This window comes from [Clostridium] symbiosum ATCC 14940, from assembly GCF_000466485.1.
Lineage (GTDB): Bacteria > Bacillota > Clostridia > Lachnospirales > Lachnospiraceae > Otoolea > Otoolea symbiosa.
The window spans coordinates 6,450-22,430 of the sequence record NZ_KE993013.1 but is presented as its reverse complement, the minus strand read 5'-3'; the positions used below and the strand labels follow the sequence as shown (position 1 = coordinate 22,430).

Sequence of the window (15,981 nt, the reverse complement as noted above, 5' to 3'; positions counted from 1 at the left end):
CTGAAACCCTACACTTATATATTAGGAGGAGGAGAGAACATGAAAAATTTTGCTGGGAATAAACGAATTAATGCATGGCTTGCGGCGTTTCTTGTAACAGCCGTCCTGTTTCTCTCCGGCCTTTTTATTATCACGCACGCAGAACATATCTGTACGGGTGAGGACTGTCCCGTCTGCGCCGAGATAGAGGCATGTGTATCCGCAATACGCCTGCTGTCGGAGGCAGTTGGTACGGGAGCCGTTGCTGTCCTTGCCTTTCATGTTACATTCAAATTCATATCATTCTGTCAGACCGGTCTTCATCTTTGCCCGGTTTCTTTAGTCAGCTTAAAAATCCGCTTAGATAATTAAAATGTCCTCATAAAAGGGCAGACCCTGAACCGCTTTTGCGCAGGGCCTGACAGAGAATATCTGCCGGGCAGGTCTGCCTTGTTTTTGCGTACCCTTTTTTCCTTTTTTGACTGCCGGCAGGCAGTAATCTTACAAAAACACAAACCGGAGGATTTATTTCATGAAGAAAAACAGAATAAGTAAGCAGAGAGCACTGGTCGTGACGGCGATTGCATTTATTGCCGTGCTTTCCGGCTGCTCATTTGCGACGGGCCGGGCTGAAGTCTCAGATACGTTGAGCAGTCCCGCAGCCCAAACGGAAGCTCTGGACGGAGACAAAAAAACATTGAAGGTAATGGCCAGTTTTTATCCTATCTATGATTTTGCGGTAAAAATCGGCGGTGACAGGGCACAGGTGACGAATATGGTTCCGTCCGGGACCGAGCCGCATGACTGGGAACCGGCAGCCACTGATTTAAAAAAACTGGAGGAAGCCGATTTGTTCCTGTACAGCGGCGCCGGAATGGAACACTGGGTGGAGGATGTGCTTAAGAGTCTGGACAACAAAGAGCTGGTAACAGTGGAAGCGTCCGGCAATCTGGCTCTCCGGAAAGAACACACAGATGAACATGCTCAAGAGGAACAGGGGCATGATCACGGCGGTTACGATCCCCATGTATGGCTGAATCCGATGAATGCGAAAAAAGAAATGGAGAATATCAGGGATGGTTTCATCGAAGCGGATCCGGCCAACCGGGCTTATTATGAAGCAAATTACGAAACGTATGCGGCCGGATTTGACGAATTGGACCGAAAATACAGAGAAACCCTGTCAGCTCTGCCGCATAAGGATATCGTGGTTGCCCATGAGGCATTCGGCTATCTCTGTGATGCCTATGGACTGAACCAGGTGGGAATAGAAGGACTGTCTCCTGATTCGGAGCCTGACCCGGCCAGAATGGCGGAGGTAATTGATTTTGTGAGGGCTAACGGTGTTAAGGTTATTTTCTTTGAGGAACTGGTAAGCCCGAAGGTTGCCGAGACCATAGCAAAGGAAACCGGTGCCGTCACACAGGTATTAAACCCGCTGGAGGGCTTAAGCGATGAGGAACAGAAAAGCGGAGCCGACTATTTTTCCGTCATGAAGGAGAATTTAAAGCAGCTGGAAGCGGCGCTGACACGATAACCTGCACGCTCGGCGTACGGGTCACCGCCATCAACGATAACCTGCACGTTCCTCGTACAGGTCACCGCCATCAATAAAGTAACAGTTTGGACAGCATGAACGGTTACGAAATAAAAACAGATAAGGAGTATGGGATATGGATGCCATTGCAGTCAGGGAACTGGACTTTTCCTACGGAAGCAGCCGGATTTTAAAAAAGATTGATTTAGCTGTTCCAGAGGGCGGGTTTGCGGTCCTTCTGGGAGAGAACGGAGCGGGGAAAAGCACTTTCTTAAAACTTCTGTTGGGGGAACTGCCCATCGGAGGGGGAGAAGGGAAAATCCTTCTCTTCGGGCGCGATATCCGGCAGTTTAAAAGCTGGCAGGAGCTGAGCTGCGTACCGCAAAGCGGCATGGCATCCTATCAGAACTTCCCGGCCTCTGTGGAGGAAGTGGTACAGGCAAACCTGTATGCCCGGATTGGACGGTTCCGCTTTGCCGGGAAGAAGGAAAAAGAGCAGGTACGGCAGGCTCTGATCCAGGTGGGGATGGAAGACTTTGCAAAGCGGCTGATTGGCCGTCTGTCAGGAGGCCAGCAGCAGCGCATCCTCCTTGCGAGAGCTTTAGTTAATCGGCCGCGGCTTTTAATTCTGGATGAGCCGTCATCCGGTATGGATGAAAAAAGTACGGAACACTTTTACAGGCTGCTGAAACATATTAATCAGAAAGACAACGTTACGATACTGATGGTCACCCATGACAGGAAACGGCTGGAACCATTTGCAGACGATATCTGGCTTTTGGAGGAAGGAACCATGAAACTTGTGAAAACAAGGGAACGGCAGGAGGAGAACAGGGATGGAGATATTTAATTATGGATTTATGCAGCGGGCTTTTCTGGTAGGGCTTTTACTGGCTGCCGTGATTCCGTGCATCGGAATGGTAATCGTATGTAAACGCCTGTCCATGATCGGGGACGCTTTATCCCACACTTCACTTGCCGGGGTTGCCGCAGGGCTGATTCTGGGAATGAATCCTGTAGCCGCAGCCGCACTGGCCTGTATAACTGCTTCCCTTGGAATCGAGATTATCCGCAGAAAGCTGCCGCGGTATTCCGAGATGTCGATTGCCATAGTCATGTCGGCCGGAGTGGGTCTGGCCGGCGTCCTGTCGGGTTTTGTAAAAAATGCGGCAAACTTTAACAGCTTTTTATTTGGCAGCATCGTCGCAATCAGCGATACCGAGATGTACCTGGTGGTGGGAGTCAGCGCGGCGGTTTTGCTTTTATTTCTGCTGATGTATAAAGAATTATTTTATATCTCCCTGGATGAACAGAGTGCCAGGCTGGCCGGGGTGCCGGTGAGGCTGGTAAATTTCCTGTTCACTCTTTTGATCGCAGTGACGGTTTCCGTATCGGCCAGAACCGTGGGAGCGCTGATTGTATCCTCTATGATGGTGGTGCCGGTGGCCTGTGCCATGCAGTTTGGAAGGAATTACCGCCAGACTATTCTGTGGGCGGTGGGCCTGGATATGATTTTCATGACAACGGGGCTGTTTGCCGCCTACTACCTGGGTTTAAAACCGGGAGGGGCCATCGTTCTGTCCGGCGTTGCCTTCCTGATACTGGTATTTACAGTCAAAAAATTATTAAGGATATTTTTGAAATGATATAAAAGGTGACAGGTACATCAGTGCGTAATTAATGGTGAATAGATTGCCTGGCGCAGGCCGGCGCCAATCGGCTGGAGGGAATGCCGCAGGGCCGGCAAGAATGGAGGGCATATGACGAATATTTATCTGATATCCGGCTTTTTGGGAGCGGGTAAGACAACTTTAATCAAGACAATGGTCCGGTCTGTATTCAGAGATAAGAAGATTGTTGTCATTGAAAATGATTTTGGGGAGGCCGGAATTGACACCGGGATCCTCCGGGAATGTAATCTGACGGTCACCAGCCTGAACGCAGGCTGTATCTGCTGTACCCTGACCGGCGATTTTGAAAAGGCATTGGAACGAATCAGGAAGGACTATGCACCGGAGATCATTCTGGTGGAACCGTCCGGCGTGGGAAAACTGTCCGGCATCGCCAGGCTTTGCATGAAGCTGGAGAACACGGGGGAATTCTATCTGCGGCGGACGATTACAGTTGTGGACATCCGTTTTTTTGACAAGTACCTGAAAAATTACGGAGCGTTTTATAAGGATCAGATTGTCTGCGCTGACTTAATTCTCCTAAGCCATCAGGAGGAAGGCAGCCGGGAAATCTGTTATGCCGAAAAAACAATCCGGGAAATTAATCAGGAGGCCAGGATTGAGGCGGATTTCTGGGATTCCATTCCCTCCGCCGTTTTTCTGGATGGATCGAGGGGCAGCGCTCTGCTGAAGCTTGAGATGGAGGAAGCGCTGTCCATGAAGCCCGTGCGTATGAAACGGGGATTGAGAAGAAGAGACGGCCGTACAAAAGGTTTTTTCAGCCTGCCTTTTGCCGGGGAGGTATTTTCGTCTGTGACGATAGATTGCGGGGAGCCTCTCTCAGAAGAAATGCTGCAAAGGAAGGTGCTGCATGTTGTGAAGCAGGCAGACGGGGAAATTCTTCGGGGGAAAGGAATCGTAAAGAGTTCTTCCGGAAATCTGGTGTTCCATTTTACGCCCGGGAGCTTTTTGATAGAGCCTGTCAATATGGAGGGGAACCAGCTCTGCTTTATTGGGACGGGGCTTGACGGGCAGCAGATCCGGGCATTATTCAACGGGGAGCTGTGAGATGAGGACGCCTGCGTGGGTCATAACCGGATTGCTGGATTCGGGGAAGACCACATTAATTAACAGACTGGTGAAGGAGGAGTTAAACGGGCTGGATGTTCTCGTTATTCAGTTCGAAACCGGGGAAGAGAAGCTTCAAAAAGGCGTTAAGCTTCATAAGATGATATTTTCCAAAAGCTGTCTGGAGGAAAATCCTTTTGGTATAACCGGGCGGATTTTAAAATATGTCAGGAAACACAGACCGGAACTGATTCTGATTGAGTGGAACGGGATGGAACACTTTCACAGGCTGGAGGAAATGCTGCTCCAGTTTTCTGCCAAAGCGGCGGTAAGCGTGGAAAAGGTGGTCTATGTAGCGGACGAGGCGGGATTACAATATAAGATTCCCGATGCGGGCGCCGCCGCGTTTTCACAGATTGCCGGAAGTGACTGCGCTTTTATAAGGACAAGAGGTCACTGCAATTTCACTAAGGATGCCCGAATTCTTTTAAACATTAACCCGGATATCCGTATTTTTTCCGGGAGGAAATGGGAGCGGTTTCTTAGCGGTATGTTTCATTTCAAGGTACAGCCAAGACACTGGCTCCTGATTGTGCCGGCAATCGCGATGCTATATATGGTAGCGGTTTCCCTGCTCCGTGACTTGGGGGTTCCCGTGGAGCGGTATATCAGTGTATTTCTGGGAATATTTTTACAGGCGGTTCCGTTTCTGGCTGTTGGGACTCTGCTCTCATCGCTGATACAGGTTTATCTGCCGCCGGACTGGATACAGCAAAAATTTCCCAAAAAAGTACTGTCAGGGCAGTTATTTGCCATTCTGGCCGGCTTTTGCCTGCCGGTCTGTGACTGTGCGTCCATTCCCATCTTTAAGAGTCTGGTAAAAAAGGGAGTGCCTCTGCCCGCAGCAGTGACCTTTATGCTGGTTTCCCCGGTGATTAATCCTGTGGTCATTCTGTCCACCTGGTACGCGTTTAACGGTAATTACCGGATGATTGCGGCCCGGTGCGGGCTGGGGATTTTATGCGCGCTGGTATGCGGACTGACCTGGCTGATTAAGCCGCCGAAAGACTGCCGGATTGAAACCGCCATGCCGGTTCAGGCAGGGTGCGGGGATTACAGGCTGCCGGAAAAGGTAACAAACCCTGCAGCTCGGATATTGCTGGTGTTCCGGCATGCGAAAAATGAGTTTTTTTCGGTTGGAAAATTCCTCGTCACCGGTATTTTGGTATCGGTTCTGTTTCAGGATCTGCTTCCCCGGGCAGTGGCGTCCGGTAGCGGGACCGAGCCGTGGAAGGCCCTTCTGCTGATGATGGGGACGGCTTTTGTACTGTCGCTCTGCTCCTCTTCCGATGCAGTTGTGGCCAGGAGCATGGCTGCCAGCCTCCCTGTCGGGGCAGTGCTTGGCTTTCTCGTATTCGGTCCTATGATGGACATTAAAAATGCGGCCATGCTGCTCTCGGGATTCAAATCCGGCTTTGTCATTAGGCTGGCCGTAACGGCATTCCTGGTCTGTTTTACCGGACTGCTGCTGTTCATGGCATCGGGAAACGGGGGGATACTGTTATGAGGCTGGAGGGCAGGGGGATTAACCTGCAGGCGGGGACGGAATGTATATGTTTACTCCTGTTTGGTTATCTGATATTTCATCTGACATATTCGGGCGAGTATTTGAACTACGTGACGCCGCGGATGAAGCCGTATCTTTACGGTCTGTCGGTTCTGATGGTGATTTGGGCCGCGGCGGAAGGGAGATACTTACTGGCGCCGCAGTATAAGGCGAAGCTGGCCCGCTCTTTTGTTTTAATCCTGCCGGCGCTGATGCTCTCCGTACATCTGCCGGCTCCCGGCGAAAGCAGCATGGCTAAAAGCTATGATAATGCCGGTCCGTTCATGGCAGCCGGAAACGGCGGACGCGTTAGCGGGGAGAAAAAAACTCCGGCACCACTGTCGGACATTACAATTACGGAGACGGAAGAAGACACGGAGACCGCCGCAGACCGGCAGGAGGAAGAAAAAAGTCAGGGACAGGGCCTGAGCGGACTGGATGCTGAGAACCGGACCATCACGGTGGCAGATGAAGATTACTACGCGTGGATGTATGAGCTTGGCACTTCCTATGAAACATATAAAGGATATACCGTTATACTGAAAGGCTTTATTTATAAGGATGCGGAGATCGAAAAGGAGGCGGATTTTGCCCTCGTCCGGCTGTCCATGTGGTGCTGTGCGGCTGATTTGTCGCCTGTCGGCTGTCTGGTTGACTGCGGCCGGAGTATGGATTTTAAGGAGGATGACTGGGTCGTTGTGAAAGGGACGGTTGGACTTACCGCTGACGGCGCTTCTCTTATGCTAAAGGCGCAGAGCATAGAGGCGGCCGAAAAGCCGGAAGAAGAGTATATTTATCCATCCTTTTAAAGGTGACACGCTGCGCAATGGTAACAGTTCAGACAGCATGAACTGTTACACGCAATGCACAGAAACGGCAAAAAACGCCGTACACAAAATCGTCAAATCCATATTTCTATGTTATAATGTTAGAGCCTGTTTGGAAATCAGAAAGCTATTTTCAGGCATGCTCTGACATAACAATAGAAAAAGAGGGATATATAATGGGTAAAATGTATGGAATCGGCGTTGGGCCGGGGGATCCGGAACTGCTGACTTTAAAGGCTCACCGCCTTCTTAATGAGGCGGATGTGATTTTCTGTCCGGAAAAAGCGAAAGGCGCAGGCAGTTTTGCCTTTGACATCATTAAAGAACATCTGAAGCATTCAAAAGCGGAAATTGTCAATCTGGTCTATCCGATGCACTATCATGGGGAAGAGCTTCGGAAGATGTGGGAAAGAAATGCACGCTGCATTGCGGAGCATTTACAGGGAGAACGGACAGGCGTATTTATCACGCTGGGCGATCCGGCAGTCTACAGCACCTTCATGTACACGCTGCCTTATATTCAGAAGACAGGAGTTGCAGTGGAGGTAGTGCCGGGCGTTACCTCTTTCTGCGCAGTGGCGGATACGATGATGATGCCGCTGGTTGCCTGGGATGAGGATCTGGTTATCGCGCCGGTCCGCAAGAACAGCAGCGAGGATTTGGGGGAAATTCTGAGAAGCCACGATAATATTGTGCTGATGAAGCCTTCCTCGAATAAAAAGGCCCTGCTGCAGGCAATCCGGGAGAATCATCTGGAGGAGCATTTCGTGCTGGTTACGAAATCAGGTACGGGAGAGGAACGCCTCGTGACGGATATAACGGAACTGGAACAATACGATATCCCGTATTTATCAACGGTGATTATCAAGAGGCAGGTGAAAATGACGCCATGATCCAATGCTGCAGCCTGTCGAAACGATTTGAAAATGTAGAGGCGGTTAAAGACATCTCCATGCAGGTGCCGGATGGAACATTTCTGGGACTGCTGGGGCCGAACGGCGCCGGAAAAACGACGTTGATGCGTATGATGACCGGCCTTCTGGTTCCGGACAGCGGAACCGTGGAATTTGACGGACGTCCGATGGACCGGAACGCCGTCGCGGTTAAACAGTCGGTGGGTGTGGCCAGCCAGCACATAAATCTCGACAAAGAACTCACGGTGGAAGAAAACATGGAGTTTACAGGACGGCTTTACCGGATGAGAAAGGCCGATATCACCGCTTCCACCGACCGCCTGCTGGCATATCTTGGGCTGGAGTCTGTCCGGACGAGGCCGGCCCAGAACCTGTCCGGCGGTATGAAGCGCAAATTGATGATTGCAAAGGCAATGATCCACAATCCTCAGTATCTCTTTCTCGATGAGCCTACCGTGGGAATTGACCCAAACGCCCGGCGGGATATATGGGAATTTCTTAGGGCCAGGCATAAAGAGGGCAAGACAATCCTGCTCACCACGCATTACATCGAGGAAGCACAGCACCTCTGCGATCGTGTAATGCTGATAGACAACGGCATGATATTTAAGGAAGACACACCGCAGGGTCTGATTGACGAGATAGGTTCCTTCAAGGTGGAGTATGATAGGGGGGATAAGCTGGAAACAGAATTTTTCAGTGATATTTGCGCAGCTAAGAAGCGTTCGGAGGAACTGGACTATCCCTTCAGCGTACTTCCGGCCACCCTGGAAGACGTCTTTTTCCATTATACGAGCAAGGAGGTGGGAGGATGGAAATAACGACGATTCTGTGGAGAGAATGGCTGTTTTTAAAACGGAGATTCTGGCGTATTACATTCTCACAGATGGTTTCGCCTCTGCTCTATTTTGTGACTTTCGGGATTGGGCTGGGCAGAATGATAGATTCAGGGGGACAGCCGTACCTGCATTACCTGATTCCGGGCCTTTTATCCATGACAACGATGCGCAACAGTTATACTTCCGTATCCACGCGGATCAGTGTCATGCGCCTCCATGAAAAAAGCTTTGAATCTTATTTTTACTCTCCCACGAAGATGTATTTACTGGCGACGGGCCATATTCTGGCAGGCGCCCTGCGCGGATTGTATTCTGGGATCTTCATTCTTATTCTGGGATTCGTATCAGGGGCGGGGCTTTCGTTAAACGGATGGCTGCTGCTGGCCGTAACGCTCAATGCCCTGATTTTTTCCGCCCTCGGATTTTTTGCGGCAATGATTATCGAGTCTCATTACGACATGAATAATTTCACCAATATTGTCATTACTCCCATGTCGTTTCTGTGTGGGACATTTTTTTCCCTGGATGGGATTCCGGAGGCGCTTAAGTGGCTTGTGAATGTGATGCCGCTGACGCATACCACACGGCTGATCCGGCAGCTGGCCTTTGGCGGAGGCGTCAACTGGGCTTCCATGGCGGTATCGGTTCTGTTCGTGATTGTCCTGTGGGCCTGCTCGGTGCGGGAATGCTACCTGGCCTGAATTCCGTCCGCAACAGCGTATATTTTGCCGCTGGCAGGGAGAAGATAGGAAGATAACAGGAAGGAGGTGGTCACGTGGACAATCAGAATAAAATACCCAATAGGTTAATCAATGAGAAATCACCCTATCTGCTGCAGCACGCTTACAATCCGGTGCAGTGGTATCCGTGGGGGGAGGAGGCATTTGAGAAGGCAAGGACTGAAAATAAGCCTGTCTTCCTATCTATTGGGTATAGCTGACCGTCTGCTGTGATGTACATGTCACTGGTGCCATGTGATGGAACGGGAGTCATTTGAAAACAGGGAAATAGCACAGCTTTTGAACCGGGAGTATATCTGTGTCAAGGTAGACCGGGAGGAGAGACCGGATATTGATTCTGTGTATATGTCGGTCTGCCAGGCCATGAACGGGCAGGGAGGATGGCCGCTGACCATTATTATGACACCTGACGGCAGGCCGTTTTTCTCGGGGACGTATTTTCCGCCCAGGGCGCGCTATGGCCGGATAGGGCTTGACGGGCTGCTGGCTGCTGCGGCGAAGCAGTGGAAAGAAAAGAGGGAGAAACTTCTGGACAGCGCGGACCAGATTGAGGCATTTCTCAAAGAACAGGAGCAGCTTACGGTATCGTCCGAGCCGGGGCCGGAAATTGTAAGTCAGGCATACCGCCAGTTTGCCGGCAGCTTCGATAAACAAAACGGTGGGTTCGGAGGCGCGCCGAAGTTTCCTGCGCCCCACAATCTGATGTTTCTGATGGAGTACGGTATCAGAGAAGACAGGCCGGAGGCGCTTTCCATGGCGGATACAACGCTCACTCAGATGTACCGGGGCGGAATCTTCGACCACATTGGCGGCGGATTTTCACGATATTCCACGGATGAGAGATGGCTGGTGCCGCATTTTGAAAAGATGCTGTACGACAATGCCCTTCTTGTGATGGCTTATGTAAAAGCATACGGTCTGACAGGGCGTAAATTATACGGGTGTGCGGCAGAAATGGTTCTCAAATATATAGAAGCCGAGCTTACGGACCCACAGGGAGGATTCTACTGCGGCCAGGATGCGGACAGCGACGGAGTGGAGGGAAAGTATTACGTCTTCACCCCGGAGGAAATAAACGAAATTCTTGGAACAAAGCAGGGAAAAGCGTTCTGCCGGAACTATGGGATTACCGGGCCGGGAAATTTTGAGGGAAAAAGCATTCCAAATCTCCTTGGCAACGAAGCGTATGAAAGCATTTGTGAGGAGCGGCACGAAGCTGAGGAAGAGGACGGCAGGAGCAAAAGCCGCAGAGAAGCGGATGAGGTATATGAGAAGCTGTATGCTTACCGCCGCAAAAGGACGAGGCTCCATAAGGATGATAAGATACTGGTTTCCTGGAACGGATGGATGATAAGCGCCTGCGCAAAGGCCGGAGCGGTGCTCGGGGAGAAGAAATATGTGGATATGGCAGTCCGTGCGGAAGAATTTATCCGTACGGCGCTTGTAAGGAATGGACGCCTGCTGGTCCGTTACCGGGACGGGGAAGCCGCCGGGGAGGGAAAGCTGGATGACTACGCCTGCTATAGCCTGGCTCTTCTGGAGCTTTACCGTGTGACGTTCCGGACCGATTATCTGGACAGGGCAGCCGGCTGGGCGGACAAGATGGTTGAGCAGTTTCTGGATCGGGAGCGTGGCGGCTTCTTCCTCAATGCAAAAGACGCAGAGCGGCTGATCGTGAGAACAAAGGAGACATACGACGGGGCGATGCCGTCGGGAAACTCTGCGGCGGCCCGTGTGCTGCAGCATCTTGCCCAGCTCACCGGTAAGGCGAAATGGCAGGAGGCGCTGGAAGGACAGCTTAAATACCTGGCGGGAGCGATGGAGGGATATCCCTATGGACACAGCTATGCGCTTCTGACGATGCTGGACGTCCTGTATCCGTCAAGAGAGCTGGTCTGCACACTCTCATCCGGCTGTTGCGGGGATGAACGCATTAAGTTGACAAATCAGCTTGCATACCTGGCTCAGACAGTGCCGGGGCTGGCCGTCATCGTGAAAACAGAGGAGAACCGGGACGCCCTAAAAAAACTGGCGCCTTATACGAGGGATTACCCTGTGCCCGAGGCGGGGAACCTGTTCTATCTTTGCAGCGGCAAAAGCTGTATGCCTCCGGTACCGGAGCTTTCTAAGCTTTACGAAAAATTGAAGGAGTCATAAAAGTTTATAAATAAGAAATCCCGTCAGTGAAGGAATCCCTCAGACTATATAATGTTTGAGGGATATTTTTCATTTAACAGGAAAGTTCGTCCTATAATACGATAACCTGTGCGCACAGCGTCCTTCAGCGCTGAATTTTCTGGCTCAGCAGATCCAGATTTTTTACAGTCTCGCAGGTTAAGAAATGTTCAATCTTTTCCGCCTGTTCCAGCTCATCCTCCGAATGGTTCAGAAGACAGAGAAAGCGGTGAATTACGTCGTGGCGGTAAAGCAGGTAATTTCCCATCGCCCTCCCTCTTTCCGTCAGAGCGATATTTCCGTACCGCTCCGCCAGGACAAAACCCTCCTGAACAAGCTGCTGGACCATTTTGGTCGCGGAAGAAGCTTTAACATGGAGCATCCTGGAAAGCTCACTGACCCTGACAGAACCGCCCTGCCCTGACAGGCGGGTAATCATTTCAAGATAATCTTCCATAGCGCTTGTCATTTTGCTGTCTGACTGCAGCCTGTAGCCTTTCATTGTATAGAACCCGTCGCTCTGATTCATATGCTCCCCCATCTTTCCGAAAAACGAACCGGTCACTTTTGTCACCATATTGCAGTCTTCAGAATAACATGTTAGTAAAAGTTTCCTTATCCTAAAATTTATTCGAGAGGGGTCAGTATTATGAGTGAACAAAGTTGCCTGAATGACATGAGACCCGGACAGCGCGCAAGCATCAGCACATTGAAAAGCACGGGAAGTATGCGGCGCAGGCTGCTGGATATCGGGTTGGTAGAAGATACACAGGTGGAGTGCATCGGCAGAAGTCCGGGAGGCGATCCGACGGCATTTCTCATCAGGGGAGCGGTGATAGCGATCCGTTCCGAGGATTGTGCGGATATTCTGATTCAAGAGCCGGAGATGGAGGTGGCGCAATGGGGCTGACAGCGCATTCGGTCGGAATTAAAGCGGTAGATTCGGGCCTTGTCATTAAAAAGCAGACTCAGGAAGACAAAGTGGTTGCCCTGGCGGGGAATCCGAACGTGGGGAAAAGCACGGTATTTAACGCTCTGACCGGCATGAACCAGCATACGGGCAACTGGCCCGGCAAAACCGTAGCCAATGCGCAGGGTTACTGCTCTACCGGGAAACAGTCCTATGTCATGGTGGATATTCCGGGTACGTATTCTCTGATGGCTCATTCCACCGAGGAAGAAGTCGCGAGAAACTTTATCTGCTTCGGCGGACCGGATGCGGTAGTCGTAGTCTGTGACGCCACCTGCCTGGAGCGCAATCTCAACCTCGTTCTGCAGACGATAGAGATTTCGTCCAGAGTTGTAGTCTGTGTCAATCTGATGGATGAGGCAAAACGGAAAAACATCCGGCTTGATTTACCTTTGATATCAAAACGGCTGGGCGTACCGGTGGTGGGGGCTACGGCGCGCAAAAAGAAAACGCTGGATGAGATGATGAATGCTCTGGACGGCGTAGTGTCGGGGGAAATAAAGACATCTCCGCTCACTGTTGTATATCCGGAGGCGGTAGAGGAGGCTGTGGCCCGGCTCGAACCGGTTGTGCGGGAGAAAGCAGAAGGAAAGTTAAACAGCCGGTGGCTGAGCCTCAAACTGCTGGATGCTGATGAATCCCTCATCAGGGAGATTGACGCCTACCTCGGGGAAGCGTTTCTGAAAGATGAAGAACTCGTAAACGAACTGGCTGCGGCGAAGGAAAAACTGCTGGAGCAGGAGATTGACGGCGACCGGTTCAAGGATATGATTGTATCTGCCCTTGTTAAAAGTGCGGAGGAAGTCTGCGCAGAGGCAGTGGCCTTTGAAAACCACGAATATGCGGCTTCAGACAGGAAACTTGATAAAATTCTCACAAGCAGGCTGACCGGATATCCGGTGATGATTCTTTTGCTGGCAATGGTTTTCTGGCTGACCATAACAGGCGCCAATTACCCATCACAGCTTCTGGCAGACGGCCTGTTCTGGGTTCAGGACAGACTGACGGAACTGTTCGTCTATCTGAATGCGCCCGACTGGCTCCACGGAATACTGATCCTGGGAGTTTACCGTGTCCTGGCATGGGTCGTATCGGTTATGCTCCCGCCTATGGCAATCTTCTTTCCGCTTTTTACCCTGCTTGAGGATGCCGGATATCTGCCCCGTGTTGCCTATAATCTGGATAAATCCTTTAAGCGCTGCTGTGCCTGCGGAAAACAGGCGCTCTGTATGTGCATGGGCTTTGGCTGCAACGCAGCCGGTGTCATTGGCTGCCGGATCATCGACTCGCCCAGGGAACGTCTGCTGGCAATCCTGACTAACAATTTTGTGCCGTGCAACGGGAGGTTCCCGACGCTGATTGCAATATTAACCATGTTCTTTGTCGGCACCGCCGGGGGAGCTCTTTCTTCCGTCCTGTCTGCGGTTCTGCTGACAGCCGTTATCGTGTTCGGGATTGCGATGACCTTTGTCATGACCAGGCTGTTATCCAAAACACTGCTGAAGGGGATGCCGTCTTCCTTTACGCTGGAACTTCCGCCATACCGGAAACCGCAGATTGGAAAGGTGCTTGTGCGCTCCATCTTCGACAGGACCCTGTTCGTTCTGGGGAGAGCGGTTGTCGTAGCGGCGCCTGCCGGGCTTGTCATCTGGCTGATGGCCAATATCGACATAGGCGGTGTGAGTATATTAACCCATTTTTCCTCTTTCCTGGATCCGCTGGCAAACCTGATGGGGCTGGACGGCGTAATTCTGACTGCATTTATTCTGGGATTTCCGGCCAATGAGATTGTGATTCCCATCATCATTATGGCATATACGGCACAGGGAAGCATCCTGGAGCTGGATAGCCTTTCGCAGATGAGAGAGCTTTTTGTAAGCAACGGCTGGACCTGGATTACAGCCATCAGCACAATGCTCTTTTCTCTGATGCACTGGCCCTGCTCCACAACACTTCTGACCATTAAGAAAGAGACGGGAAGTTTAAAATGGACGGCTCTGGCGGCGGCGCTTCCGACCGTGACCGGAATGATCATCTGTATCCTGTTTACATTTATTGCCAGACTCTTTGGATAAGGCGGTTTCAGGGAGTAATTGGGAAATCTCCGGGCCCTGTATAGATACCCATCATTAGAGTAATTCTAAGAAAATAATGTGTTAATGTCAATTAGTCATCATTAGGGTATCTGGCAGTAAGGGTGAGATGTAATGAAAATATATCAGTTTAACGGAAAGTCGAATATCTGTGGAGAGAATATCAGACGGATCAGGGAGTATCAGAAGCTGACTCAGGCTCAGCTCGCCGCCCGGCTGCAGTCACGGTATAATGTACAGCTGGAGCAGCGCTCTATCAGCAGAATTGAAATCGGGGAACGTTTCCTTACGGATTATGAGGTGCTGGCAATCAGCAAGGCTTTGAAGGTTGATATTAAAAGTTTATATGAAGGATTTAATATAGAGCAATAAGGCGGACGGGTGATTCCCTGCCGCCTTGTTGCTTTTTTTTTGATGACGGTGACCTGTGCGCGGAGCGTGCAGGTTATCGTCACTGTATTTACCTGTTCCTTTTGGGAAAGACTTACGGTGTAGTGAAAAAAATTCACAAAACCGGGTTTATGGTATTTAATGTTATTTATGGAAATACCGACCTATAGAAGACTTAACATCCAGGAGGAATACGGCATGAGCAGGACTTACAAACTTACCATGAACAAAGTAGAGCAGTTTAAATGGAATCTGATGGAGCAGGAGCGCAGTGAAGCCACAATTGAGAAATACATCAGGGATATCAATGCATTTTTTGAATGGCTTCCGGAGGGGAAAAGAGTAGATAAACCTGTCACGATTGCATATAAGCAAAGCCTGCTTGAAAGAGGCTATGCATCGTCCAGCATCAATTCCATGGTTGCGGCTCTTAACAGCTTTTTTTCATACAGTGAGTGGGGGGATTGCAGAATCAGACCGCTGCGGATACAGGCCCAGACGATGGTTTCAGAAGAAAGGAAGCTGACTAAGGAGGAGTATAAGAGACTGCTGCATGCAGCGAAAGAGAAGAATGAACGTTTGTACCTTGTCATGCAGAGTATCTGCTCAGTGGGACTTCGAGTAAGTGAACTTAAGTTTCTGACGGTGGAAGCCGTACACAGGGGCAGGACGGTGGTAAATAACAAAGGAAAGATGCGCACGGTCGTGCTGCCGCCAAAGCTGTGTCTCATCCTGAAGCAGTACTGCAGGCGCCAGAGAGTAACGGGAGGGAGCATCTTTGTAAGCCGTACGGGACGTCCGCTGGACCGCTCCAATATCTGGAGTGCGATGAAAGAGCTGGCGAAAGCAGCGGGTGTGGCGGCAGATAAAGTGTTTCCGCATAATCTGCGCCATCTGTTTGCCTCAGTCTATTATGAACGGTTTCAGGACATCGTGAAGCTTGCGGATATCCTGGGCCACAGCAATGTAAATACGACGAGGATTTATACTACGGCCACGGCGGCACAATATCAGGCCCAGATTGCTGTTCTGGGACTCCTGAACCCATAGAAAGCAAAAAAATAAAGAGCAGCTGTCCGAATAATACAGGACAATATGCACCTTATCTAAATAATATCAGATGATTTAACAGAGCCGCGATTTGTTTTGACCACATAATAATGATTATGTGGT

At 50.6% G+C, this 15,981-nt stretch carries 17 protein-coding genes; 16 read left to right on the top strand and 1 reads right to left on the bottom strand.

The window, feature by feature from the left end:
- The first annotated feature begins 39 nt into the window (after positions 1–39).
- The 12 genes from CLOSYM_RS18915 (at position 40) to CLOSYM_RS18865 (ending at position 11,337) form a co-directional block, all read left to right on the top strand.
- Positions 40–351: a hypothetical protein gene (locus tag CLOSYM_RS18915; RefSeq protein ID WP_003499346.1), complete on the top strand. Its 312-nt coding sequence runs from the start codon at positions 40–42 to the stop codon at positions 349–351.
- A 160-nt stretch (positions 352–511) separates the two neighbouring features.
- The gene (locus tag CLOSYM_RS18910; RefSeq protein WP_021643392.1) at positions 512–1,516 is read left to right on the top strand and encodes a metal ABC transporter substrate-binding protein; all 1,005 of its coding nucleotides are present in this window, start codon (positions 512–514) and stop codon (positions 1,514–1,516) included.
- Positions 1,517–1,652: 136 nt separating this feature from the next.
- Positions 1,653–2,366: a metal ABC transporter ATP-binding protein gene (locus CLOSYM_RS18905; protein WP_021643391.1), complete on the top strand. Its 714-nt coding sequence runs from the start codon at positions 1,653–1,655 to the stop codon at positions 2,364–2,366.
- Complete coding sequence (locus CLOSYM_RS18900) at positions 2,353–3,162, top strand: metal ABC transporter permease (RefSeq protein ID WP_003508960.1); 810 nt, start codon at positions 2,353–2,355, stop codon at positions 3,160–3,162. The genes CLOSYM_RS18905 and CLOSYM_RS18900 overlap by 14 nt, the downstream gene beginning before the upstream one ends.
- Before the next feature lie 114 nt (positions 3,163–3,276).
- Positions 3,277–4,254: a CobW family GTP-binding protein gene (locus tag CLOSYM_RS18895; protein WP_021643390.1), complete on the top strand. Its 978-nt coding sequence runs from the start codon at positions 3,277–3,279 to the stop codon at positions 4,252–4,254.
- Position 4,255: 1 nt separating this feature from the next.
- Complete coding sequence (locus CLOSYM_RS18890; RefSeq protein WP_021643389.1) at positions 4,256–5,821, top strand: permease; 1,566 nt, start codon at positions 4,256–4,258, stop codon at positions 5,819–5,821.
- Entirely contained in the window at positions 5,818–6,669 is an 852-nt protein-coding gene (locus tag CLOSYM_RS18885; RefSeq protein WP_021643388.1) for a TIGR03943 family putative permease subunit, read from the top strand. Before CLOSYM_RS18890 ends, CLOSYM_RS18885 begins: the two co-directional genes overlap by 4 nt.
- 194 nt (positions 6,670–6,863) lie before the next feature.
- Positions 6,864–7,580 (top strand): precorrin-2 C(20)-methyltransferase, encoded by a 717-nt coding sequence (cobI, locus tag CLOSYM_RS18880; protein WP_044902895.1) that lies wholly within the window; start codon positions 6,864–6,866, stop codon positions 7,578–7,580.
- On the top strand, positions 7,577–8,422 hold the full coding sequence (locus CLOSYM_RS18875; protein ID WP_003499323.1) for an ABC transporter ATP-binding protein: 846 nt from the start codon (positions 7,577–7,579) through the stop codon (positions 8,420–8,422). The genes cobI and CLOSYM_RS18875 overlap by 4 nt, the downstream gene beginning before the upstream one ends.
- Positions 8,413–9,141 (top strand): ABC transporter permease, encoded by a 729-nt coding sequence (locus CLOSYM_RS18870; RefSeq protein ID WP_003499321.1) that lies wholly within the window; start codon positions 8,413–8,415, stop codon positions 9,139–9,141. The genes CLOSYM_RS18875 and CLOSYM_RS18870 overlap by 10 nt, the downstream gene beginning before the upstream one ends.
- Before the next feature lie 74 nt (positions 9,142–9,215).
- On the top strand, positions 9,216–9,380 hold the full coding sequence (locus tag CLOSYM_RS24145) for a DUF255 domain-containing protein (RefSeq protein WP_003499319.1): 165 nt from the start codon (positions 9,216–9,218) through the stop codon (positions 9,378–9,380).
- Between the two features lie 37 nt (positions 9,381–9,417).
- Positions 9,418–11,337 carry a thioredoxin domain-containing protein gene (locus tag CLOSYM_RS18865; RefSeq protein WP_021643386.1) on the top strand — a complete coding sequence of 640 codons (1,920 nt, stop codon included), beginning with the start codon at positions 9,418–9,420 and terminating at the stop codon, positions 11,335–11,337.
- A gap of 124 nt (positions 11,338–11,461) precedes the next feature.
- On the opposite strand, the gene CLOSYM_RS18860 is transcribed toward CLOSYM_RS18865, so the two are convergent.
- Positions 11,462–11,932 carry a metal-dependent transcriptional regulator gene (locus tag CLOSYM_RS18860; protein WP_021643385.1) on the bottom strand — a complete coding sequence of 157 codons (471 nt, stop codon included), beginning with the start codon at positions 11,930–11,932 and terminating at the stop codon, positions 11,462–11,464.
- A 72-nt stretch (positions 11,933–12,004) separates the two neighbouring features.
- Between CLOSYM_RS18860 and CLOSYM_RS18855 the strand changes: the two genes are divergently transcribed.
- From CLOSYM_RS18855 to CLOSYM_RS18840, 4 genes are all read left to right on the top strand, one after another.
- A complete protein-coding gene (locus CLOSYM_RS18855) occupies positions 12,005–12,265 on the top strand; it encodes a FeoA family protein (RefSeq protein ID WP_003499312.1) in 261 nt (86 codons plus the stop codon).
- Positions 12,256–14,400, top strand: a complete 2,145-nt coding sequence (gene feoB / locus CLOSYM_RS18850; protein ID WP_003508966.1) for a ferrous iron transport protein B — start codon at positions 12,256–12,258, stop codon at positions 14,398–14,400. The genes CLOSYM_RS18855 and feoB overlap by 10 nt, the downstream gene beginning before the upstream one ends.
- A 132-nt stretch (positions 14,401–14,532) precedes the next feature.
- Positions 14,533–14,790, top strand: coding sequence for a helix-turn-helix domain-containing protein (locus CLOSYM_RS18845; protein WP_003499307.1), 258 nt, complete (start codon positions 14,533–14,535; stop codon positions 14,788–14,790).
- 216 nt (positions 14,791–15,006) lie between these two features.
- Positions 15,007–15,858, top strand: coding sequence for a tyrosine-type recombinase/integrase (locus tag CLOSYM_RS18840; protein ID WP_003508967.1), 852 nt, complete (start codon positions 15,007–15,009; stop codon positions 15,856–15,858).
- Positions 15,859–15,981 lie beyond the last annotated feature (123 nt).